2 protein-coding genes (1 of these 2 running past the window's edge) are annotated in these 25,171 nt (G+C 72.5%); both read right to left on the reverse strand.

Annotated elements, in window-relative coordinates; translation table 11 throughout:
• Positions 1–16,967 carry the 5' portion of a non-ribosomal peptide synthetase gene (locus tag HUN08_RS14050; protein WP_124246720.1) on the reverse strand. The gene continues 3,259 nt to the left of window position 1, outside the view, so the window shows 16,967 of its 20,226 coding nt (coding positions 1–16,967); its start codon is at positions 16,965–16,967; the stop codon falls past the left edge of the window.
• Positions 16,964–24,979 (reverse strand): non-ribosomal peptide synthetase, encoded by an 8,016-nt coding sequence (locus HUN08_RS14055; protein WP_165353395.1) that lies wholly within the window; start codon positions 24,977–24,979, stop codon positions 16,964–16,966. The genes HUN08_RS14050 and HUN08_RS14055 overlap by 4 nt, the downstream gene beginning before the upstream one ends.
• Between the last annotated feature and the right edge of the window lie 192 nt (positions 24,980–25,171).

The following is a 25,171-nucleotide window of genomic DNA, read 5'->3' on the forward strand; positions in this document are numbered from 1 at the left end:
GAGTCCGGGTCGTCCGGATGGCCGAGTTCGTCGAGCTGCCACAGCGCGTAGTCGCCGTATTGGACGGGCAGGTCGGGCAGCGGAACCGGCGCCGCACCGACGCGCGTCTCGTAGGCGGCGACGAGGTCGCGCAGGAAGATCGGGCCGGATTGGCCGTCGAAGGCGATGTGATGCACGACGATCAGCAGGTCGGTCGTGCCGTCGGCGGTGTCGTCATACCAGCGACCGCGGATCGGCAGTTCGGTGGCGACGTCGAATCCCCGCCCCGCGTCGGCGACCAGTTCCGGCGCCGACTCGACCCGGCGCCAATCGAGCCGTCGCCGGGCGTCGGCGGGGGTGAGGATCTCCTGCCGGGGACCGGCGGCGGGATCGGCGGGGAACACCGTGCGCAGCACCTCGTGGCGATCGAGGACGTCGCCGAGCGCGGCGTGCAGCGCGTCGAGGTCGACGGCGCCGCGCAGCCGCACCGGGATCGGGATGTTGTACGCGGGTGAGGCGGTGTCGAATTGGTTGAGGAACCACATGCGCCGCTGGGTGGCCGAGAGCGGGAGCGGATCGGGCCGCTCGCGCAGCACCGGCCGCGACGGCAGGTCGCCGCGGAGTTCCTCGGCGCGGCGGGCCAGATCGCGGACGGTGGCCAATTCGAAGGCGTCGCGCACCGTCAGCGACGACCCCAGCGCCGCGTTGATCCGCGCCACGAGCCGGGCGCCGGAGAGGGAGCTGCCGCCGAGGTCGAAGAAGGAATCGTCGGCGCCCACCTCGGCCACGTCGAGCAGCTCGCCCATGATCGCGGCCACCGCGCGCTCCGCCTCGGTGGACGGCACCGCACCGCGGCCCGCCGCGGCGACGAACTGCGGCGCGGGCAGTCGGTCGCGGTCGACCTTGCCGATCGCGGTGAGCGGGAGTGCGTCGAGCGGCACGTAGACCGACGGCACCATGTAGGCGGGCAGCGACGCGCGCAGCGCCTCGGACACCGCGTCGGCGTCGAAATCGACTCCGGGTGCGGCGACGACGTAGCCGACCAGCCGGGCGTGACCCGCCGGATCGGTGGCCCCGACGGTGTACGACTGGTCGATTGCATCCAGCGCCTGCAGGGCGTGGTCGATCTCGGCCAATTCGATCCGCAGGCCGTTGATCTTCACCTGGAAATCGGTGCGCCCGGCGTATTCGAGCTGCGGGCCGTCCAGCCCGTCGGGGATCACCCAACGGACCAGGTCGCCGGTGGCATACATCCGGTCCCCTGCCTTCGCGGGGCTCCCCGGGCCGGTGGTCGACGCGGCGTACGGGTTCGCGACGAAACGGGACGCGGTGAGCCCGAACCGGTTCCAGTAGCCGTTGGCGACGCCGTCGCCCATCAGATACAGCTCGCCGACGACGCCGACGGGGACGGGTCGCAGCCGCGGGTCGAGGACGACCGCGGCCATCCCCTCGACGGGCTCGCCGACGAGCACCGGGTGCTCGGGACGCAGGTCGAAAAGGGTCGAGACGACGGTGGTCTCGGTCGGGCCGTAGTTGTTCTGCAGGGTGATCCCCGCGCCGGTGACCCGCTCCACCAGCTCCGGCGGGCAGGCCTCGCCGCCGGTCTCCAGCCGCTTCAGGGTGGGCACGCGTTCGACCTCGGTGATCGCGAGCACCGCCGGGGTGAAGACCGCATCGGTCACCCGACCCGCGTTCATGACGTCGACGAGTTCGTCGCCGCCCACCACGTCGGCGGGGACGACGACCACGGTGTTGCCCGCCGCCACCGGGGTGAGGTAGTCGAGCAGTGCGGCGTCGAAGCTGGGCGAGAGCAGGTGCAGGACCCGCGCATCCTCGTCGTCGGGCCAATCCTGGGCGAAGGCGAGGATGTTCGCGATTCCGCGGTGGCTGACGGCGACGGCCTTGGGCAGACCGGTGGAGCCGGAGGTGAAGATCAGATAGGCCGTGTCGTCGACGCGGGAGGGACGGATGCGCTCGGCCGCGGCGACGGACTCGGCGGACAGCTCGGCCAGCGCCACGTCGGTCTGCGGGGCGTCGATCACGATCGGCTCGACGGCCGGAGCAGCGGCGACCACCGCCTCGCGGTCGCGCAGTCGTGTCAGCACGGCGTGCGCATCCGCGTCGGCGAGCATGAAGGCGATCCGGTCGGGCGGCAGCTTGGGATCGACCGGGAGGTAGGCGGCGCCGGTCTTCATGACGGCGGTGATGCCGATGACCGAGTCGGCCGAGCGCGCCATGACCACCGCGACGGTGTGGCCCGGGCCGAGGCCGCGGCCGATCAGCAGCCGCGCGAGACGGTTGGTCAACGCCTCGAACTCGTCGAAGGTCCACTGCCGCTCACCCTCGATCACGGCGATCCGGTCGCCGGTCAACCTCCGCGCGTCGAGGATCTCGGTGATGGTGCGGCGCGGGCGGCTGGGCAGGCGCGAGCGCCGCGGCAGCAGTTCGACGTGCTCGGTGGCGGTGAGGAGGTCGATGTCGCCGACGGGCTGGCCGTCGCGGCGGGTCAGCGCCTCGAGGACCGTACGCCAGATGGTGCCGAAGCGGCGCACCGTGGACTCGTCGAACAGCGCGGTCGCGTAGGCCATACCGGCCCGCAGGCGCCCGCCAGCGGAGGTGACGACCTCGTCCACCTCGAGGACCAGGTCGACCTGCGCGGGCATCGCCCCGGTGTCGAGGGGGGTGACGTCGATACCGGCCCGCAACAGCGGGTCCTTCTCGGTCGCGGCAGTGGAATTGAAGGTGAAACCGATTTGGTAGAGCGGGGAGTGCGCGGTGGACCGCGGCGGGGCCAGGATCTCCACCAGCTGCTCGAAGGGCACGTCGGCGTTCGCCATATCCGCGACGTCGCCCGCCCGGACCCGGGCCAGCAGGGCGTCGGCGTCCTCCTGGGGTACCACCTGGGTGCGCAGCACGACGGTGTTGACGAACATGCCGACCAGTTCGTCCAGTTCGCGCTGCCCGCGGTTGCCCGCTGCGGCGCCGATGGCGATGTCGGCGCTGCCGGTCAGCCGTGCGACGGTGACCGCGAGGGCGGCGTGCAGGACCATGAAGGTCGTCGTCCCGGTGCGAGCGGCGAGTTCGGCCACGGCGCGGGCCAGCTCATCCGGCAACTCGATCGCGACGCGGCCGCCGGTGTGGTCGAACACCGCGGGGCGCGGTCGGTCGAAGGGCAGGTCGAGCGACTCGGGCAGATCGGCCAGGCGCTCGCGCCAATACCCGACCTGGCGCCCCACCACCGAATCGGGATCGTCGGCCGCCCCCAGCGCCGACTGCTGCCAGAGCGCGACGTCGGCGAAGCGCACCGCTAGCGGCGGCAACGGATTCGGGCCGCCCCGGGAGCGGCTGACGTAGGCCGCGACCAGGTCGCGGGCGAGCACCGGCATGGACTGGCCGTCGGCGGCGATGTGGTGGACGGCGAGCACGACCACCGCGCTGCCCGGCGACTCGACGACGACGCGGGCCCGCACCGGGATCTGGCTCGCCACGTCGAAGCCTCGGGCGGCGGCGGACATGGCCTGCTCGACGGTGCCGACGACCTCCCAGTCCAGTTCGGCCGCCGCCTCGTCGAGGGGGCGGATCACCTGCCTCGGCACGCCGTCGGCGGCGGGGAACACGGTGCGCAGCAGTTCGTGGCGTCCGACGACGTCGAGCAGGGCCGCGCGCACCGCGTCGACGTCCACCGCGCCGCGCAACCGCAACGCGATGGGGATGTTGTAGGCGCCCGACTCCGGGTCGAATCGGTTGATGAACCACATCCGCTGCTGGGCGGAGGAGAGGGGCACGACCTCGGGCAGCGGTTCCACCCGGCTGATCGGCGGGAGCGCCGAATTCGCCGCCCCGGCGGTCAGCCCGGCCAGGCCGCGCACGGTCGGCTCGTCGAAGACGTCGCGCACCGACACGGCGTGGCCCAACGCGTCGGCCAGCCGGGCCGCCAGCCGAGCCGCGCTCAGCGAGTTGCCCCCGAGGGAGAAGAAGGAGTCGGTCGCACCGACCCGGTCGAGGCCGAGGAGTTCGGCGACGGTGGCGGCCACCGCGCGCTCGGCGTCGGTGGCGGGTTCGATGAATTCACCGGATCGCGCGACCTCCGGTGCGGGCAGGGCGCCGCGGTCCAGTTTGCCCACCGGGGTCAGCGGCAGGTCGTCGATCACCGTCACCGTCGCCGGCACCAGGTGGCTGGGCAGGGCGGCGCCCAACCGCTCGCGGACGGTCTCCCCGGTGACCGCCGCTCCCGGTTCGCCGACGACGTAGGCGGCCAACGATGCGACGACGTTCTCGCCGGACTCGGCGATGCCGCCGTCCTCGCGGACCCCGACGACGACGGCGCTGCCCACCCCGTCGAGTGCCCCGATCGCCGCCTCGATCTCGCCCAGTTCGATGCGCAGCCCGCGCAGCTTGATCTGGTCGTCGTTGCGGCCGCGGTAGCGCAGGACCAACCGGCCGGCGCCGTCGCGGTGCCAGGCGACGACGTCGCCGGTGCGGTACATGCGGTCGCCGTCGGCGCCGAGCGGGTTGGCGACGAAGCGGTCGGCGGTCAGCCCGGGTCGGTCGAGGTAGCCGCGCGAAAGCGCGTTGCCGTAGACGTAGAGCTCGCCCGGGAAGCCGAGGGGCACCGGGCGCAGCCGCTCGTCGAGCACGGCCAATCCGACACCGTCCAGCGGCGCGCCCAGCACCACCGGCTCGCCGGGTACGAGCGGGGCGCTGATCGTGATGCCGATGGTGGTCTCGGTGGGACCGTAGAGGTTCTGCAGGCGGTGCTGCGACCACCCGGCAACGAGCGACCGCGGCACCGCCTCGCCGCCGACGAAGAGGGCCCGCAGGGTCGGCCACGCGTGCGGGTCGAGCGAGGCGACCACCGACGGCGTGAGGAATCCGTGGGTCACGCCGCCGTCGGCGATGACCCGTTGCAGCGCGTCGCCCCCCACCGCGTCGGAGGGCCGGTAGACCAGGGCGGCGCCGGAGACGGTCGCCAGGAGGTATTCGAGGACCGAGGCGTCGAAGCTCGGCGAAGCGAAGGCCAGGACGCGCGCATCCGCGGTGATGTCGCTGCGCCGGGCCTCCTGCGCGGCGAAGTTGGCCAGTCCCCGATGGGTGACCGCGACCCCCTTGGGCCTCCCCGTCGAGCCGGAGGTGAAGATCACGTAGGCGGTGTTGTCGACATGAGTGCGCGGCAGCTCCGGGATCGGCTCGGCGCTCGCGGCCCGGTAGCGGGCGACGAACTCCGCCCCGTCCACGCGGTGCCACCCGCCGGGTTCGCCCGGCAGGGCGGGCAGCTCGCCGACGGCGGTCACGGTGAGGCCGTGGCCCGCACCGCAGTCCGCCAACATGGCCGCGACCCGCGCCGACGGGTAGTCGGGGTCGATCGGCACGTATCCGCCGCCGGTCTTGGCGACCGCCCAGATGGCGATCAGCAGTTCCACCGATCGCGGGATGGCCAGGGCGACGAGTGTCTCGGGGCCGACCCCGTCGGCGAGCAATACCCGCGCCAACCGGTTGGACGCCTCGTCGAGCTTGCGATAGGACATCGACGAACGGCCGCTGACGACCGCCGTCTCGTCGGCGTGGCCGCGGGCCGCGGCGGCGAACAGCTCGCGCAGCAGCACCGGCGCCGTCCCGCCGACCATGTCGGGGCCGGGCGACGCGTCGGGTGCGGTCAGCGCCAGATCGCCCACCGATTCGGCGGTACCGGTGGCGATCCCGCCCAGCACGGTGCGCACGGAGTCGACGACGGCGGCCGCCTCCTCGGCGGTGAACAGGTCGGGCAGGTATTTCAGCGTGAGCGCGAGGTCGCCGCCGGATGCGGGCGCGGCGGCCAGGGTCAACGGGTAGTGCGTGGCGTCGTCGGCACGCACGCCGACGATCTGCACGCCGAGGGAGCCCCCCGCGGCGGCGATTCCCTCCGCGTCGACCGGATAGGACTCGAAGACGGTCAGGGTGTCGAAGAGTTCGGGTTGCCCGGCCGCCGAGGCGATGTCGGTGAGCGAGAGGTGCTGGTGGTCGAGCACCGCGGCCTTGCGCGCGGTCAGCTCGGCCAGCGCCGCTGGAATCGGCTGGCGCTCGTCGACGGTGACGGCCACCGGAACGGTGTTGATGAGCAGGCCGATCATCGTCTCGGCACCGGGCAGTTCGGGCGGGCGGCCGGAGACGGTCTCGCCGAAGGCGACCGTGTCCACGCCGGTCAGCCGGTGCAACACCACCGCCCACGCGAATTGCAGCAGCGTCGCGGTGGTGGTCTCGTGATCGCGGGCGAAGGCCGCCAGCGTTGCGCTGAGCCCCGGGCCGAGGTCGATGCGGTGATCCACACTCGCCCCGACCGCGGACACCGCTCCGGGGGCCACCAGCGTCGGGCCGGTGACGTCGGCGAGGAAATCACGCCACACCTCCCGGCCGGCCTCGACGTCGCGCTCGGCGAGCCACCCGAGGAAATCCCGGTAGTCCGAGGCGGCGCCACGGCTCGGTTCGCCGGCGTAGGCCGCGAAGAGTTCGGCCAGCACGAGCGGGCTCGACCACCCGTCGGCCAACAGGTGGTGATTGGTGACGACCAGTTCGGATATCCCGTCCGGCAGCAGCACGTGGACGAAGCGGATGAGCGGCGGCTCGGCCAGGTCGAATCCGGTTTGCTTCTCCGTGCGCGCCAGGTCGTCGGCCGTGGCCCGCGCCTGCTCCCGGTCATCGGCGCGCAGGTCGACGGTGCGCCACGCCGGCTCGACGTCGGGGGCGACGAGGGCGACCGCCTGTCCGTCGGTCGTGCGCGTGAAGGCGCTGCGCAACACGGCATGCCGCTCGAGCAGTCGGCGGGCGGCCCCGACGAGCCTCTCCTCGTCGAGGTCGCCGCTCAGCCGCACGACGGCCTGCATCACGTACGGATCGGCGGCGCCGGGTTCGTCGGCGGTCAACTCGGACTGGAACAGCAGACCCTGTTGCAGCGGTGAGAGCGGCCAGATCTCGGCACCGGGATGCGCGCCTTCGATCGCGTCGATCTCCTCCTGCGCGAGGTCGATCCCGACGAGATCCGTCGGACTGCGCCCCGGGTCGCGCTCGGCGACGGTCGCGGCCAGCTCGGCCAGCACCTGCCCCAGCGCCTCGGCGATGGCGGTCGACTCTGCGGCGCCCAGCCCCGGCCCGGCCGCAGCGACATCGACGAGGAAGCGACGTCCGTCCGAACCCGTCTCGGTGTTGATGTTGACGGTCAGCGGCGCGACCGACATCTGTCCGTCCACCGAGCCGGGCAGCGCGGGCGCATCGGCCACGGGCGCGAAAGCGACGGACCCGGGACCGTCGGACTCCGCCGTCGCGGTCGCGGCACCCGAGCCGAGGTAGTTGAAGACGATCGGCGGGAGCGGCGCGGCGGCGATCTGCTCGTCGCGACCGGGTCCCCAGCGCAGCGGACCGAATCCGATGCCGTCGTCGGGGCGGACGGCGACCGCCGTCTTGACGGCTTTGACGGCGTGGACGAGGTCGCCGGTGAGGACCGATGTCGCGACGGCGACCGGTGAGACGCTGGTGAACCATCCGACCGTGCTCGACAGGTCGGCTCCGAGTGCGATGGATTCGACGCGGCCGTGCCCCTCGATCAGTGCCGCGGCCCAGTCGGCACCGGAGTCGTCGCGCCGTGCGACGGCGATCAGCAGCGCGGCGAGCAGGATGTCGTCGACGCCGGTGCGGAACGTCTCGGCGACGCGGCGCAACACCGCCTCGGTGACCGCGGGCGGTACCTCCGCGCGGATGCCGACGGCCTCCGCGACCAGGGGGCGGCGGTCGGTGGACAACAGCGCGGCGGCGGGCAGGTGCGCGCGCCACAGCGCGACCTCCTCCCGGCGGTCCGCGCCGGTCTCGGTGAGGACCCGCGCCCACCGGCGCATGGAGGTCCCCGCCGCAGGCGGGAGGTCGATCGGGCCACCGGCGGCCAATGCGGCCCCGGCCGTCACCAGGTCGCCGACGACGGTCCGCCAGGACACCGCATCGACCGCGGCGTGATGGATGGCGAGCACCAGCCGACCGTCGCCCCCGGCCGGCCGGATCCCGGCCGCGGCGACCATCGCCCCGGTCGTCGGGTCCAGCAACGACAACGCGACGCGGTGCGCCCGCCGGATCTCCTCGTCGAATTCGGCCGTCCCGGGGCGCGCCACCGTCTCCTCGACGAGGACGCGATCGGCGACCGGCATCCCCGATCCGGCGGTCATCGTCCACTTCCCATCCTGCTCGGCCAGGCGTGCCGACAGCATCGGGTGGCGGGAGACCACCGCGTCGAGGGCCGCGGCGACGTCGGCGGCGGAAACGGCGGCGGGCAGGGCGAGCACCACCGACTGCGAGTAGTCGCGGAAGGCGCCGGGGGTCGGCGCATTCTCCAGCATCCAGCCGATCGTGGGGGTGAGGTCGACCTCGCCCACCGCGCCGCCGGGTAGTTCGTCGAGGCGCACGGCCTCGGCGCTGCCCGCCCGGGCGGCCAGGGCCCGCACGGTCCGTTGTTCGAAGATGTCGCGGGGGCCGACCTCGTAGCCCTCGCCCCGCAGCAGCGAGGCGAGCTGGATCGACATGATCGAGTCGCCGCCGAGGGCGAAGAAGGAATCGGTGACGCCGACCTCGTCGACGCCCAGGACGCCGGCGACGATCTCGGCGATGCGGGCCTCGGCGGGCGAGGCCGGGGCCACGCGATCGGCGCCGGCCGTCGCACTGAAGTCGGGGGCGGGCAGGGCGCGACGGTCGAGCTTGCCCGCGGTGTTGAGCCGCACGTCGTCGAGCACCTGCCAGACGGTGGGCACCATGTAGGCGGGTAGGGCCTGCTCGACGACGGACCCGGCGGTCTCGATGTCGATATCGTGTCCGGCGAGGTAGGCGACGAGGTGTTCGGCGCCGCTGGACGCGGTCGCGACGGTGGCCGCGGCGTGGACGACGCCGGGGACCTGGGCCAGTACCGATTCGACCTCGCCCAATTCGATGCGCTGCCCGCGCAGCTTCACCTGGAAATCGATCCGCCCCAGGTATTCGAGGGCGCCGTCGCCGTTACGGGCGACGAGGTCGCCGGTGCGGTACATCCGGGCGCCGGGGGCGCCGTGCGGGTCGGCGACGAACCGCTCGGCGGTCTGGTCCGGGCGCGCCGCATAGCCCCGGGCCAACTGCACGCCGGCCAGGTAGAGCTCGCCGGGGACCCCGGGTCCCACCTGGGCGAGCCGGGAGTCGAGGACATAGGTGGCCGTGTTCCACACCGGGTAGCCGATCGGCACGGTGCGGCCGACGGTGTGCAGGTCGGCGTGGCTGACCTCGACCGCGGCCTCGGTCGGCCCGAACAGGTCGTGCAGCCCGGCGTGCGGCCAGATCTCGCGGGTCCGCTTGGCCAGCGACGGCGGCAGGGCCTCGCCGGAGGCGAAGACGTATCGAATGCCGTCCAGTGCTCGCAGGCGCCCGGCGTCGACCACGTCGAGGAAGACCGCGAGCATCGACGGGACGAAGTGCACCGAGGTGATGCCGCGGCTCTCCAGCACGCCGATCAGGTAGTCGGGATCGGCGTGCCCGCCGTCGCGGGCGATGAACATCGCCGCCCCCGCCAACGGCGGCGCGAAGAGTTCGGGCACCGACACGTCGAAGGTGTAGGGGGTCTTGAGGATGACGGTGTCCGCGGCGGAGAAGGGGAAGGTCGCCATCCCCCATCGGAGCCGGTTGAGCACCGACCGCTGCGAGACCGTGACGCCCTTGGGCCGACCGGTCGAGCCGGAGGTGAAGATCGTGTACGCCGCGTTGTCCGGGCGGACCGGCGCGCGCCGCTCGTCGTCGCGGATCGGGGCGCCGGACTCGGCGGTGACCGCCGCGGTCCCCGGGTCCACGTCCACCCGCGCGATGTCGCGGCCGAGGATCGGTGTCGGGTCGTCGCCCGGCCCGACGAGCACGACGCGCACCCCGGCGTCGGCGAACATGTAGTCGGCGCGATCCGCCGGCAGCGCGGTGTCGACCGGGACGTATTGGCCGCCCGCTGCGAGGACCGCGTGGATCGCCACGACCATGCCGAGGCCGCGCGGCATGCACACGGCCACGGCGGTGTCTGGGCCGACGCCGTGCTCGGCCATCAGGATCCGGGCGTGATGGGCGACCAGGGCGGCGAACCGGGAATTGGTGACCTGCTCGTCGTCGGTGACGAATCCCACGGCCTCGGGGTGGGCGCGCAGGGCGTGGTCGAGCGCGTCGGGCAGGGTCTGTGGTTCCACGGCGACGTCGGGGCCGACCGACGCGGCCACGACGGCGGCCCGCTGGGCGTCGTCGAGCAGCGCGATGTCGCCCAGCGGCACCCCGTCGCCCCCGGCGGCCAGCGCGCGCAGGATCTGTTCCAGCGCCCGGGCGAACCAGCCCGCGGTCGACTCGTCGAAGAGGTCGGCTGCGTAGACGAGCGTTCCGCGCATCCCCTCGTCGTGCCGGTCGGCGATGCCGAAGGTCACGTCGTATTTGGCGGCCTCGACGCCGGGATCGACCGGGGTCAGGGTGAGGTCGTCGATCGTGATCGGCGGCTGTTCCCGCGCGACGAACACCAGCAGCACCTGGGCGAGGGGCTCGAACGAATCCGAGCGCACCGGGTCGAGGGCCTCGACGACCTTCTCGAAGGGCAGGTCGGCGTGGTCGAAGGCGGCGAGGTCGCGATCGCGGATCTGGGCGAGGAAATCCGCGGCGGTGGTCGCCGGGTCGAATTCCGCGCGCAGCACGAGGGTGTTGACGAACATGCCGACCAATCGGTCCAGTTCGCCGAGTCCCCGCCCGGCGACCGGGGTGGCGACGGTGATGTCCGCGGTGCCCGACAGCCGCGCCAGCAGGGTGGCGACGGCGGCGTGGACAACCATGAACATCGAGGCGCCGTGGCGACGGCCCAGGTCGTCGAGGGCGGCGCGGACCTCGCCGTCGACGGCGAACCCGACCGATCCACTCGCCCCGGACCCGGCGGCGGGTCGCGGCCGGTCCGCGGGCAGGTCGAGGACCTCCGGGGAGCCGGCGAGTTCCGCGGCCCAGAACCGGGTCTGGCGTGCCTGCACCGAATCGTCGTCCCCGGCGTCGCCGAGCACCGCCGCCTGCCACAGGGCGTAGTCGGCGTACTGCAGCGGCAGCGGCGCCCACCCGGGCGCGTCCCCGGCGACCCGCGCCCGATAGGCGACGACGAGATCGGCGGCCAGCACCGGTCCGGATTCCCCGTCGGCGGCGATGTGATGGGCGACGACGACCACGCGCGCCCGGTCGGCGGCCTCGCGGATCACGCGGAACCGGATCGGCAGTTCGCGCCCGACGTCGAATCCTTGGGCCAGGACCGCCGCGACGTCCGACGAGGCGTCGGGTGCCGCGACCACCTCGAAGTCCAGGCGGGGCAGCGCCTCCTGCGCGTCGAGGATCAGCTGGTAGGGATGACCCGTTGCGTCGGCCGGGTAGACGGTGCGCAACACCTCGTGGCGGACGAGGACGTCGGCCGCGGCCGCGCGCAGCGCCTCGTCGTCGAGCGGGCCGTCGACGGTGAAGACCACCGGGATGTTGTAGGCGGGCGAGGAGGTGTCGAACTGGTTGATGAACCACATCCGCTGCTGGGCGGGTGAGAGCGGAAGCACCTCCGGGCGCGGCATCGGGCCCAACGGCACCGCGGGTGCCTGCGCGTCCGACGACGCGACCGCGGCGTCCACCACGGCGGCGAGCTCGCGCACCGTCGGCGCGTCGAAGAGCGCCCGGACGCCCAGGTCGACGCCGAATGCCGCGCCGACGCGTGCGACGACGCGCGTCGCGGACAGCGAGTTCCCCCCGATGTCGAAGAACGAGTCGGCGGCACCGACGCGTTCGATGCCGACGACCTCGGCGAAGGTCGCGGCGATCGCCTCCTGCGTCGCGGTCTCCGGCGCGAGGTACTCCCCCGCGTCGAACGTCGGAGCGGGAAGGGCGTTGCGGTCCAGCTTGCCCGCCGAGTTGCGCGGCACGTCGTCGAGCAGCATCCACACCGTCGGCCGCATGAACTCGGGCAGCGGCCCGGCGATCGACGCCCGCACCGCGTCGAGATCGAGGTCGGCGGCGCCGCCGTCCCCGCCGGCGAGATAGGCGACGAGGTGCTCGCCGCCGTCGGGACCGGTGGCGACGGTGGCCGCCGCGTGGACGACGCCGGGGGCCTGGGTGAGCGCCGCCTCGATCTCTCCGAGTTCGACGCGCTGGCCGCGCAGCTTCACCTGGAAGTCGGTGCGCCCCAGGTATTCCAGGTCGCCGTCGCGGTTGCGGCGCACCAGGTCACCGGTGCGGTAGATGCGGCCGCCGTCTCCCCCGAAGGGGTCGGCGACGAACCTCTCTGCCGTCAGATCCGGCCGGGCGGCGTAGCCGCGGGCCAACTGCACGCCGCCGACGTAGAGCTCTCCGGGCACGCCGTCGGGGACGGGGTGTAGCCGGGCGTCGAGCACGTAGGCGGTGGAGTTCCACACCGGCACGCCGATCGGCACCGTCAGCCGGTGCGCCTCGTGGATGTCGGCGTAGGTGATCTCGATGGCGGCCTCGGTGGGGCCGTAGAGGTTGTAGAGCTCCGCCTGCGGCAGGGTCTGCCGGACCTGGGCGGCGACCGACGGCGGCAGCGCCTCGCCGGTGGTGGAGATGATGCGCAGTCTGTCGAGTCGGGCCAGGCGGCTCGGTCCGGCCAGCTCGAGGAAGACCGCCAGCATCGACGGCACGAAATGCGCCATCGTCACGCCGTGCTCGGCCATCAGATCGGCCATGTAGACGGGATCGAGATGACCGTCGGCGTCGGCGATCAGCAGCGGCGTGCCGTTCATCAGGGGTGCGAAGATCTCCGCCGCCGAGCAGTCGAAGGTATAGGGCGTCTTGAGGACCACCAGGTCGTTCGACGTTATGGGCAGCTGGTGCAGCCCCCAGCGCAGGCGGTTGTGCACGGCGGCGTGCGGCAGCGTCACGCCCTTGGGCCGACCGGTCGAGCCGGAGGTGAAGATCGTGTAGACCGCGTGCCCGGGGCGCAGCGGGGCGAGCCGGTCGGCGTCGGTGACCGGCGGCGCGTCGTCGGGCGCGGCAGCCTCGGCGTCGACGGCGATCACCGACAACCCGGCGGCGCTGCGCACCGCCTCGGGGCGCTCGGTATGCGCGGACACGAGGACCAGCTCGGCACCGGCGGTGGCGACCATGTACTCGAACCGCTCCGCGGGGGTGTCCGCGTCGATCGGCACGTACTGTCCGCCCGCGGCCACCACGGCGTGGATGGCGATCATCATCTCCACCGACCGCGGGATGCACACCGCGACGGCGACGTCCGGGCCGACGCCGTCGCCGATGAGTGCGCGTGCCAGCGTCGCGACCCGGCTGCCGAACTCCCGGTAGGTCATGGTGCGGTCGTCGTGGACCAGCGCCACCGCGTCGGGGGTGCGCGAAACCTGCCGCGCCACCGCGTCGGCCACCGTCTCGCGCGCGAGTTCGACCGCCTCACCCCGGCTCGTCGCGAGCACCTGCGCGCGCCCGGCGTCGGTCAACACCGGCACGTCGCCCACCGGCGCGGCCGGGTCGGCCAGCACCGATCGCGCGACCAGGGTGAAGAGGTCGACGAACCGGGCGATCGTCGCGCTGCCGAACAGGTCGGCGTTGTATTCGATCACCCCGGTCAGCGGGCGGAGGCCGCCGCGGTCACCGGCCACGAGGTCTTCGATGAAGGTGATCGCGAGGTCGTTGTCGGTGAGGTCCCGGTACATCTCGACCAGCTCGCCGCGCGTCTGCCCCAACTCGAAGGTCGCCCCCTGCGACTCCTGGAGCAGCAACAGGACCTGGAAGATCGGCGCATGCGACGTGCTGCGCGCCGGGGCCACCGCGTCGACGACCATCTCGAAGGGCACGTCGGCGTTGCCGAGGGCGGCGAGGTCGGCCTCCCGCACGACGTCGACCAGCTCGGCGAAGCCCTTGGCCGGATCGACGACGGTCCGCAGGGCGACCGTGTTCATGAACATCCCGACGAGGTCGTCGAGCGCGCGCTCCCCGCGACCGGCGTACGGCGTGCCGATGACGATGTCGCGGTCACCGGTCAGCCGGTGGAACACCACCGCCCAGATGGCGTGCAGGGTCATGAAGGTCGACGAGTCGTGCGCCCGGGCGCCGCGTTCGATCGCCGCCACCAGATCGGCCGGGACCTCGAAGCGGTGCGCCGCGGCCCGCTGCGTCTGCATCGGGGGGCGCGGATTGTCGGTGGGCAGGGCCAACAACTCGGGTGCACCGGCCAGGGCGTCCGTCCAGTACCGCAGTTGGCGGGCCGCGAGGGAGGCCGCGTCATCCGGGTCGCCCAGCAGTCGGTGCTGCCACAGGGCGTAGTCGGCGAACTGGACCGGCAGCGGGGACCAGTCGGGGGCCGCCCCGTCGGCGATCGCGGTGTAAGCCCGCACGAGGTCGCGGGCCAGCGGCGTGAGCGAGCCGCCGTCGGCGATCACGTGGTGGACCACGAGCACCAGGACGTAGGCGCCCTCGTCGTCGAGGAACATCCGCGCGCGCAGCGGCGGGGCCGCCGACAGGTCGAACCCCGTTCCGGCGACCTCGGCGACGGCGGCGGGCAGGCCGGCGGCACCCACCGGGCGCGGATCGGCGATGGCCAAGTCGGGTCGATGGGTGCCGGGAGCCAAGACTTCCTGGTAGGGACTGTCGTCGACGAGGACGAATCTCGTCCGCAGCACCTCGTGCCGCTCGATCACCGCCGCGAGCGCCTTCTCCAGCACGGTCGGGTCCAGCTTCTCGCCGAACCTCAGCACGAGGGGGATGTTGTAGATCGGGGTCATCGGATCGAGCTGGGTGATGAACCAGATGCGCCGTTGGGCGGCCGACAACGGCAGCCGGTCGGGGCGCGGCGCGGCCACGAGTTCCGGCCGGTGCTCGTGTTCGCGCCCGCCGATCAACGCGGACAGGCCGGAGACCGTCGGCGCGTCGAAGATGTCGCGGACGGCGACCGGGATGTCCAGATCGTCGCTGATCCGCGCCGCCACCTGCGCGGCGATGAGCGAGTTGCCGCCGACGTCGAACAGCGACTCGGTGGCGCTGATCCCCTCGACGCCGACGACGTCGCCGATGATCGCGGCCAATTCCGTCTCGAGCCCGGGTGCCGGTGCGACGTATTCGGCGACGGCCGACACCACCGGGTCCGGCAACGCCCGGCGATCGAGCTTGCCGTTGACGTTCAACGGGAGTTGCGCGAGGGGCATCACGACGTCGGGCACCATGTACTCGGGTACCCGGGCGGCCACGGCGGTGCGGATGTCGGCGGGATCGAGGTCGACGCCGTCGCGTCCCACCACGTATCCGACGAGCTGCTCGATCCCGTCGTCGCGCTGTTTGACCGCCGCGCCGGCGGCATTGACGCCGGGGGCGGCCAACAGCGCCGCCTCGACCTCGCCCAATTCGATGCGGAAGCCGCGCAACTTGATCTGGTCGTCGCTGCGCCCCAGGTATTCGATGCTGCCGTCGCGATACCGCGCCGAGTCCCCGGTGAAGTACATGCGGCCGCCGCCGTCGGGGTCGAAGGGGTCGGCGACGAACCGCGTCGCATTCAGCCCGAACCGGCCCGCGTAGCCGCGGGCGACCTGTTCACCGGCGATGTAGAGGTCGCCGGGCACGCCGTCGGGCACGGGCCGCAGCCGGCCGTCGAGGATGTAGGTGCGGGTTCCCTCGATCGGGAATCCGACGTCGGAGGCATGCGTGGCCGCGACGAAGTCGACGGTGAGTTCGCGCCGCGTCATGTAGACGGTCGCCTCGGTGGGCCCGTACATGTTGTTGAGCTGCGGGCCGTCGTTGCCGTCGACCGCCTGCCGATCGGCCTGCCAGCGGCGCACCTGTTCGAAGTCGAGGGCCTCGCCGACGAAGATCATGTAGCGGATGGACTGGGCGAGCCGACCGCCGTCGGGCGGTCGCACGGCCGCGGCGAGCTGGTAGTAGGCCGACGGGGTCAGGTTCACCGCGGTGACCTGTTCGCGCTGCAATACGTCGACGAAATCGGCGGGGGTGCGCGTGGTCAGGTAGTCCAGGACGACCAGCCGCCCGCCGTAGGCCAGCGCGACCCAGATCTCCCCGACCGAGACGTCGAAGGCATAGGACTGGAACATCGTCCAGACGTCCTGTTCGGACAGGTCGTACATGCCGTCCAACGCGCGCAGCAGCGCGACGACGTTGGCGTGCGTGACGACGACGCCTTTGGGCTTGCCCGTCGAACCCGAGGTGTACATCACGTACGCGGGGTGGTCCGGGTTCACGACCGCGGGCAGCCGGGAGCGATCCGTCGACTCCCCGCGCCCCAGGAGATCCGGCACGGTCAGCATCTGCGCCGGGAGGTCGGCCCATTTCACGACGATCTCGTCGTCGCCGACGATGGCCACCGGTCGCGCATCCTCGACGATCATCGTCAGGCGCGACAGCGGGTGGCTCCGGTCCAGCGGTAGGTAGGCCGCACCGGTCTTGGTGATCGCGACCAGCGCGACGATCAGTTCCACCGATCGGTCGAGGGCGACGCCGACCAGGGTTTCCGGGCCCGCGCCGCTGGCGAGGAGGCCGCAGGCCAGGGCATCGGAGCGCTCGTCGAGATCGCGGTAGGTCAGCGCCGCGCCGTCCATCCCGGTCAGCGCGATGCGGTCGCCGAAGCGACGCGCGGCGGCGCGCACCAGGCCGGGGAGCGAGGCGAAGTCGTCGGTGCCCAGCACGGCACGGGCACTCGCCCGTACCTCCCGCAGCGCCGCGGCGACGCGCCGGGCCGTCTCCGCCTGCTCCGTGCCGGGCGGTGCGACGAGTGGGGAGACCACGGCGGGCACGGCAGCAGCGGCGTCCACCCCGCTCGCCGCGAGCACGCGGGCGGTCGACGCGATGCGCTGCGCCAGCTCGCCCAGCGCCACCGGCCCCTGCGCACCCTGGAAGGCGGTCGTCGTCGGATCGGCCGCAGCGGCCGTTTCGACGAGCACGCCCAGGGGCAGGGACTCGCCCGAGCCACCCCACAGCGCCGCGATGCTCCCACGTGATTCGGGTATCACCGCTCAGAGGTTCCTTGGCTTGTCATCGATGAAGAGGTGGCAGCAGACGATCCGTCAACGGTACCGATTTCGTCGACGTTGTGCCGCAGCTGGGTCAAGACCTCGTCCAATGCCGCGGGACCGCCCGCGGCCAGGGCCGGCAGCGCCGAGAGCAAGGCCATCGTCAGCGCCGAACCGCCGTCGGCGTCGGGCAGCACATCGGCCAGCGCAAGGGCGCCAGCGGCGAGTTCGCCGATGCTCACCCGCTCCCCCGCCAGTTCCGCGGCGAGGTGTCCGGGATCGATCGCCGCCGCCTCCGAGACGGCCTGCGGCAGCGGGACCGCCGCCGTCTCCGGGACGTCGGCGACGGCGCGCACCGGAAGCTCCAGACTGATGTCGCCGACGACCGACTCCGGGTCCTCGACGACCGCCTCCAGCACGCCGAGATACCACTTCGCGAACCGCTGGACGGTCGCCTCGTCGAACAGCTCGCGGGCGAAGGACCAGGTGGCGCGCATCGCGCCGTCGGTCGACCCGGCCAGCGGGTCGTTGGGGAACAGGGTCAGACCCAGGTCGGTCTGGACGGTCGTGACGGGCACCGCCTGCGGCTCGACGCGCAACCCGGACAGCTCGACCGTGGGGAAGGTGAGGTTCTGGAAGGTGAACATGACCTGGAACAGCGGGTTGTAACCGGCGGTGCGGCCGCGGCCCAGCGCGGTGACGATCTCCTCGAATGCCACGTCGGCATGGGCCAGGTCGGCCAGGTCGGCGGTGCGCACGCGGCCGACGAAGTCGGCGAAGGACTCCCCCGGGTCGACGGCCGTGCGCAGCGGCACCGAGTTCACGAACATCCCGACCACGCCGTCGAGTGCCTCGCTGCCCCGTCCGGCATAGGGCGTGCCGACGACGACGTCGGCCTGGCCCGACACCTTGGCCAGCATCACCGCGAGCGCGGCGTGGGCCACCATGAACAGCGTCGCGTTGTCGGCCCGCGCGATGGCGGTCAATCCGTCGACGATGCGCGCCGGGATCTCGCACTCGACCTCGCCGCCGGCGAAGGTCGGCGCCTGCGGGCGCTGGCGATCGGCCGGCAGGCCGAGCAGTTCGGGCGAGCCCTGCAGGCGGGCGGACCAGTAGCCCAGCTGGCGGTCCCGTTCGGATTCGCCGTCGTGTGCGACCCCCAGCCGCTCGTCGGTCCAGATCGCGTAGTCGGCGAACTGCACCGGGAGGGGCGGCCACTGCGGTGCCTCGCCGGTCCGTCGGGCCTCGTAGGCGATCATCAGGTCGCGGGCGAGCGGCGACATCGAGGCGCCGTCGACGCTGATGTGGTGGACGACGAGCGTCAAGACGTGCTCGAGCGGCGCCAACCGCAGCACAGCGGCCCGGATCGGCACCTGTCCGGTGACGTCGAATCCGCGGTCGGTCACCTCGGCGAGGGCCGCGGCGGCCGGCGCGTCACCGCCCGACAGATCGACGAGTGGGGCGTCGATCTGCGCCGCGACCGCCTCGGTGCTCTCGATCACCTGGACCGGAACGCCGTTGATCATCGGGTACATCGTCCGCAACGACTCGTGCCGGTCGACGACGTCGACGAGCGCGCGGCGCAACGCGTCGAGGTCGAGTTCCCCGGTGAGGCGCAGCGTGAGCGGCAGGTTGTACGCGGAGGACTCCGGATTGGCCCGGTTGAGCAGCCACATGCCGCGCTGCACCGCCGATACCGGCACCAGGTTGGCGCGGGGGCGCGGCCCCAACGGCGGCGGCCCGGGTCGGCCGTCCCGATCCTGCGCGAGCCGCGCCGCCAACCCGGCGGGCGTCGGGGCCTCGAAAACGGTCTCGACGCCCACCGGCCGGTCGACGACGCTCGCCAGCCGGGCCGCCAATTTGACCGCGGACAGCGAGTTGCCGCCCATCTCGAAGAATCCGCTGGTCACACTGATCCGGTCGATGTCGAGGACCGCGGCGAAGACACCGGCGACGGTCGCCTCCAACTCGGAGCGCGGTGCGACGAACTCGGCGTCGCCGAACTCGATCGCCGGGAGCGCGGCGCGATCGATCTTGCCGATGGGCGTCCGGGGGAATTCGTCGATGACCTTCACCAGTTGCGGGACATAGTGTCCCGGCAGGTGTTCCCGCGCGAATCCCAGCAGTTCGTCGGGTGCGATCACCTCACCCGGTCGGGGTGCCACATACGCCGCCAGGACCTGTTCCCCCGACGGTGCGTCGACGCCGACGGTCGTCACGTTGGCGACCGTGGGGTGGGTGGCCAGCACCGCGTCGATCTCCCCCGGCTCGATGCGCAGGCCGCGGATCTTGAGCTGGAAGTCGCTGCGCCCGTGGAAGACGAGTTTGCCGTCGGCCCGCCGCACGACGCGGTCGCCGGTCCGGTAGATCCGGCCGCCGCAGCCGAAGGGATCGGCCACGAAGGCACCGGCGGTGAGACCGGCCCGGTCGTGATAGCCCCGGGCGTTCTGCGCGCCGCTGAGATAGAGGTCGCCGACGACGCCGACGGGGGTCGGGCGCAGGCCGCTGTCCAGGACGAGGGCCCGCACCCCGGGCAGCGCCCGGCCGATCGTGATGGGGTCGCCGGGCACCATCGGCCCGTCCGCGGTGGCCCAGATCGTGAACTCGCTCGGTCCATAGAGGTTGAAGAATCGCCGGTGCCGCGCCCAGGTGCGCGCCAACTCGTCGGGACAGGCCTCCCCGGCGGCCAGGACCGTCGAGAGGCCGGGCACGGCCGCGGGGCCCAGCGTCGCGAGCACCGTCGGGGTCATCACCGCATGGGTGACACCGCCGTCGGCGATGGTCTGCTCCAGCTCCGGTCCGGCGATGGTCTCCGCGTCGGCGACGACCAGGCGGGCCTGCGCCCCCACCGCCATCATCAACTCGAACACCATGGCGTCGAAGGCGGGTGAGGCCATGTGCAGGACCACGGCGCCGGGGTCCAGGCCCAGCACGTCGCGCTGGTTCGCCACGAGGTTCGCCAGGCCGGCGTGGGTCACCTCGACCGCCTTCGGGCGCCCGGTCGAGCCGGAGGTGTAGATCAGGTAGGCCGTGCCGTCGACGGGCACCGGGGCGGTCAGTTCCGCATCGGCCACGGCCATCGTCGGATGGCCGGCCAGGTGCAACTCGGTCACCTCGTCCTCCAGGACGAGCCAGTGCACCGCCGCATCGGGAGCCGCCGTGTCCGGTGCCGCACCGGCCGCGGTCGTGATCCCGAGCGCAACGCCGCTGTCGGCGAGCAGGGCCGCCTGCCGGGCCGGGGGGAGCTTCGGGTCGATGAAGACGAAGGCGGCACCGGCCACGGCGACCGCCAGCATCGCGACCACCGAGTCCACCGAGCGCGGGATCCGCACGCCGACCGTCGTACCCGGCCCGATCCCGCGGGCGATCAGTTCCCGGGCGAGCTGGTTGATCCGCGAGGAGGCCGCGGTCGCGGTCAGAGCAGCATCGCCCACCAACAGCGCCTGGTCGTCGCGACGGCACCCGGCGGCAAGCCATTCGCCGACGAATGCGCGCAGGGTGCGCGGTTGCGCCGACGCCGCGGCGGGCGCGGTGAGACGTCGGACCTGCTCGGCGTCGACCAGGTCGATGCGCCCGATGGGGGTGTCGGGTGCGACCGTCATCGCGTGGAGCACCCGCTCGACGTGGACGGCCAACGATTCCACCGTCGCGGGGTCGAACAGGTCGGCGGCGTAGTTGTACTCGAGTTCCAGTCCCCCGGCACCCTTCTCGACGGCGGTGATCGACAGGTCGTACTTCGCCGCCGGGACCCGCGACGCCACGACCTCGAAATCGTGCTCGGTGTCGATCGCGCCGACAGCGTCGGCGACCAGGGTCAGGGCCACCTGGAAGATCGGGCTGTGCTCGAGGGTGCGGCTGGGGGCGACGGCGTCGACCACGTGCTCGAACGGGGTGGTCGAGTGGGAGAGCGCCTCGGCGCGGTTGCGCTGCACCGCCGTGAGCAGCTCGCGAACGGAGAGACCGGGGGTGATCGAGGTGCGCAGCGCGACCGTGTTCACGAACATGCCGACGAGGTCGGCCAGCTCGGGCTCGTCCCGACCGGCGACCGCGGTGCCGATGACCACGTCGTCGGTATCGGACAGGCGCGCCAGGACGACGGCGAGCGCCGCCTCCACGACCGTGAACAGCGTGACCCCCGTCGCGGCCGCCAACTCCCGCAGCTCGGCGACGGCCGCCGGCGTCAGCACCCGGTCGACGAAGCCGCCGCGCCCGGTGGGGCGGTGCGGCCGCGGCCGATCAGCGGGCGGGGTGGTGAGCTCGGGCGCACCGGCGAGGCGCCGCTTCCAGTAGTCGATCTCCCGGCTCGCCACTGAATCGGGAGCGTCGGCGTCGCCGAGGACCTCGGCGTACCAGAGGGTGTAGTCGGCGTACTGCACGGGCAGCGGCGGGAAGAACGGGGCGAACCCGTGTCGGCGCGCGTTGTAGGCGGTCAGCACGTCGCCGATCAGCGGGCGCAGGGAGGCACCGTCGCCGACGATGTGGTGCAGCGTCACGACGAGGACGCTCTCCGGCCCGCGCAGAAGTTCTGCGCGGAAGGCGCCCCGCGACAGGTCGAATCCGACCGCCGCCGCCGATACCACCGCGGCGTCGACGTCGGCGGTGTCGACGACCGTCACCGCGGACTCGGGGGTGACCGACTCGGCCGGGCCGACGACCTGCACCGGCTCCCCGTCGACCTCGACGAATCGCGTCCGCAGCGACTCGTGGCGGATCACGACGTCGGCGATGGCCTGGCGCAGCGCGGGCAGGTCGACCGCGGGTCCGAGCCGTACGGCGCCGGGCATGTTGTAGGCGGGGGAATCGGGGTCGAGCCGGTTGACGAACCAGAGCCGGGTCTGGGTGGCCGAGACGGGGATCGTCGGCGGACGGTCGGCGGCACGTAGCGGCGGACGGTCGGGGTCGGACATCTGCGCCGCCGCGGCGAGTGCCGCGACATCGGGGCCGGCGAAGATCGCGGTGAGCGGGATGGTCAGGTCGTCGCGGGTGCGCAGCGCGGTGGCCAGACGGGCGGCCGCGAGCGAGTCGGCGCCGAGGCTGAACAGGTTGTCGCGCAGGCCGACGCGCCGCACCCCGAGCAGCTGCTCGATCCGTTGCGCGATCCGCTTCTCGACCTCCGAGGCGGGGGCGACGTATTCGACGTCGCCGCCGCGCAGCACCGTCGGCTCCGGCAGCGCGCGACGGTCCAGCTTGCCCGACGAGGAGGTGGGAAACTCGTCGAGGACGACGACCGCGGCGGGCACCATGTGCGCGGGCAGCACGGCGGCGCATTCGCGCTCGAGTTCGTCGAGCAGCTCCGGCCGACCGGACGGGGCGCGGACGTAGCCGATCACGGCCGCCCCCGCGTCGAGTTCCCGCACCACCGCCACTGCCGAGTCCACGTCGGGGTGGCTGCCCAGCGCCGATTCGATCTCGCCCAGCTCCACGCGCTGCCCGCGGATCTTCACCTGGAAGTCCACGCGCCCGACGTATTGCAGCGTCGCGTCCTCGGTCCACCGGACGAGGTCGCCGGTGCGATACATCCGTTCGCCGCGGCCGTCCGGATTCGCCACGAACCGGTCCGCGGTCAATCCCGCCTGTGCGGCGTATCCGTCGGCGAGCTGATACCCGGCGAGGTACAGCTCGCCGATCGCGCCGACCGGCAACCGCCCGAGGTGGTCGTCGAGCACCAGCACCGTCGAGTTGGCGACGGGTGCGCCGATCCGCATCTCGGTCGGCCGCGCCGGTACCCGGTATTGGGTGATGTCGACGGCCGCCTCGGTGGGTCCGTACAGGTTGACCAGCTCCCCGTCGAACAGGTCGGATACGCGGGCGGCCAGGGTGGCGGGGAGGTCTTCGCCGGAGGTGAAGATGCGGCGCAGCGACGACGGGAGGCCGCCGTCAGCCGCCTCCAGGAACACGGCCAACATCGCCGGGACGAAATGCATGGTCGTCACCGACCGACGTGCGATCAGGTCGATCAGGTATTCCGGGTCACGGTGCCCGTCGGGTTTCGCGATCACCATCGCCGCACCGGTCCGCAGCGGCCAGAGCAGCTCCCACACCGAGACGTCGAAGGTGATCGGGGTCTTGTACATCACCGCGTCGGCGGGCCCGATCGGATAGTCCTCCTGCATCCAGGACAGCCGGTTGAGGACTGCCGCCGTGCCGACCTGCACGCCCTTGGGCACACCGGTCGACCCCGACGTGAAGATCACGTAGGCGGGCAGCCCGGCCCCGGCCAGCGGTTGCGACGGCGACGGGGACGCGAGTGCCCCGGCGACGGTGAAGCCGACCGTCTCCAGGAATTCCGTGTCGACGACGAGCGCCGGGGAGGCGGTTTCGACGATGAGTTCGCGACGGGCCGCCGGATCGGCCGGGCCGACCGGGACGTAGGCGGCGCCGACGGAGAGTGCCGCATACACGGCTGCGACCTGGGTGACACCGCGCTCCAGGACGATCCCGACCCGGTCGCCCGGCTCGGTCCCCCGCTCCCGCAGGATCTGGGCCAGCGCCGAGCGGATCGCGTCGAACTCGGCGTAGGTGTACCGGTCGTCGCCGTCGTAGACGGCGATGTCGTTCGGCGAGGCCCGCACCCGGCCCGCGAACGCGTCGAGCAGGTGTGCGGAGCCGGTCTCGAAGTCCCGGACCCGCCCGCGCTCGAAATCCCGCAGTGAATCCTCCTCGCCGGCCAGCAGCAGGGGCAGCTGCCACACCGGGGCGTCCGGATGCGCGACGAACGCCTCGACGAAGGCCAGGAATCGGCGGTGGTGCGCGGCGATCTCGGCCTCGGTGTAGCGGAACGGGTTGCCGTGCAGGTCGACGACCAGCGGCAGCCCCGGACCGGCTTGGTACAGGTTGACCAGCAGGTCTTCGAGGATGCCCGAGGCCAGGATGCGGTAGTCGACGCGGGCGCCGTCGATCTCGATCGGCGCGTCGAAGAAGACCATGTTGATGGTGGGGCCGAAGCCCACCGCGTCGGCGTCGAGGCCGGCGTCGCGCCGGATGTCGTCGGAGCGGTACCGCTGGTGGCGCAGGGCGCCGGTCATCTCCAGCTGCACCGATCTGACCAGGTCGCCGACCGAGGTCTGGGCCAGCCCCGTCATCCGGACCGGGAGGATGTTGGAGACCATGCCCCCGGCGCGCTTGATCTTCGCGGTGGCGCGACCGGTCACCGGCAGGCTGATCAGCACGTCGTCGTTGCCGGTCATGCGGTAGAGGTAGGCGCCGTAGGCGGCGGCCAGGATCATAGCCGACGAGCTGCCGAGTTCGCCGGCCAGCTCCTCGATCCGGGACTGGACGGCGGCGGGCAACGGGGAGCCGGCCACGATGTTGGCCGGCGAGAGACCGGTGGCGGCCGGGCGGCGGCTCAGGGTCACCCGCTCGGGGAGGTCGGCCATCAGCTCGGCCCAGTGCTGGTGATCGGAGTTGCGACGGGGGCTGTCCTGGTATTTCTGCTCGTCGGCCACGATCTCGGCCAGGGTGGCCGCCGGCTTCTCGACGGGTTCGGCACCGCGCCGCGCCGCGTTGTAGCGCTCGACGGTCAGCCGGACCAGGGTGAGCGCGGCGAAGCCGTCGATGACGATGTGATGTCCGCGGCCGTACCAGAACGTGCGGTCGTCGGCGATGCGCAGCAGCCGCGACACCACCAGCGGGTCGTGCGCGATGTCCAGCGGCGCCCGGTACTCGGCGCGCATCCAGTCGAGGGCAGCGGCCTCCGGGTCGGTCTCGTCGCGGAAGTCCAAGATGTCGACGGTGATCGGCAGGTCGAAGTCCACCACCTGGGCGGGGGTGCCGTCCTCCTGCTCGACGAGGCGCACATACGGCGACTGGAGGACGCGGCCCGCGGCGAGGTTGCACTCCCCGAAGAGTTCCAGGTCGAAACCGCCGGGTTCGTGCCGGATGTCGAGGTACTGTGCGACGTTGACCGAGTAGTCCGGGGACAGATTCTCGGCGAACCACATGCCGCGCTGGGCCGGGGTCAGGGAGAGCACTTCAGCGGTCGGCAAGGCAGCACTCGACCTGCGCTCTGCCATCAGCCTTGACCTCCTACCGCGTCATTAGTGCTTGTCGTCGGCGACAACTCATTCGTTACGAGTCGCGCGCCCTCGCCACCGGCCGGTCGGCCCGCCAATATAGTCGTCAAGAGGACCGCGGATTCCGACCAGCGCGGGAGCCCGCCGCCGCGAACCACATCCCGCCCCGCGTGACACCGCCGGAGCAGCGGA

Origin of the sequence: Gordonia sp. X0973 (genome assembly GCF_013348785.1) — a bacterium.
Classification (GTDB): Bacteria; Actinomycetota; Actinomycetes; order Mycobacteriales; family Mycobacteriaceae; genus Gordonia.

Coding starts and splice junctions, on each gene's coding strand:
- HUN08_RS14055 (WP_165353395.1), bottom strand. CDS start 24,979: ATGGCAGAGCGCAGGTCGAGTGCTGCCTTGCCGACCGCTGAAGTGCTC.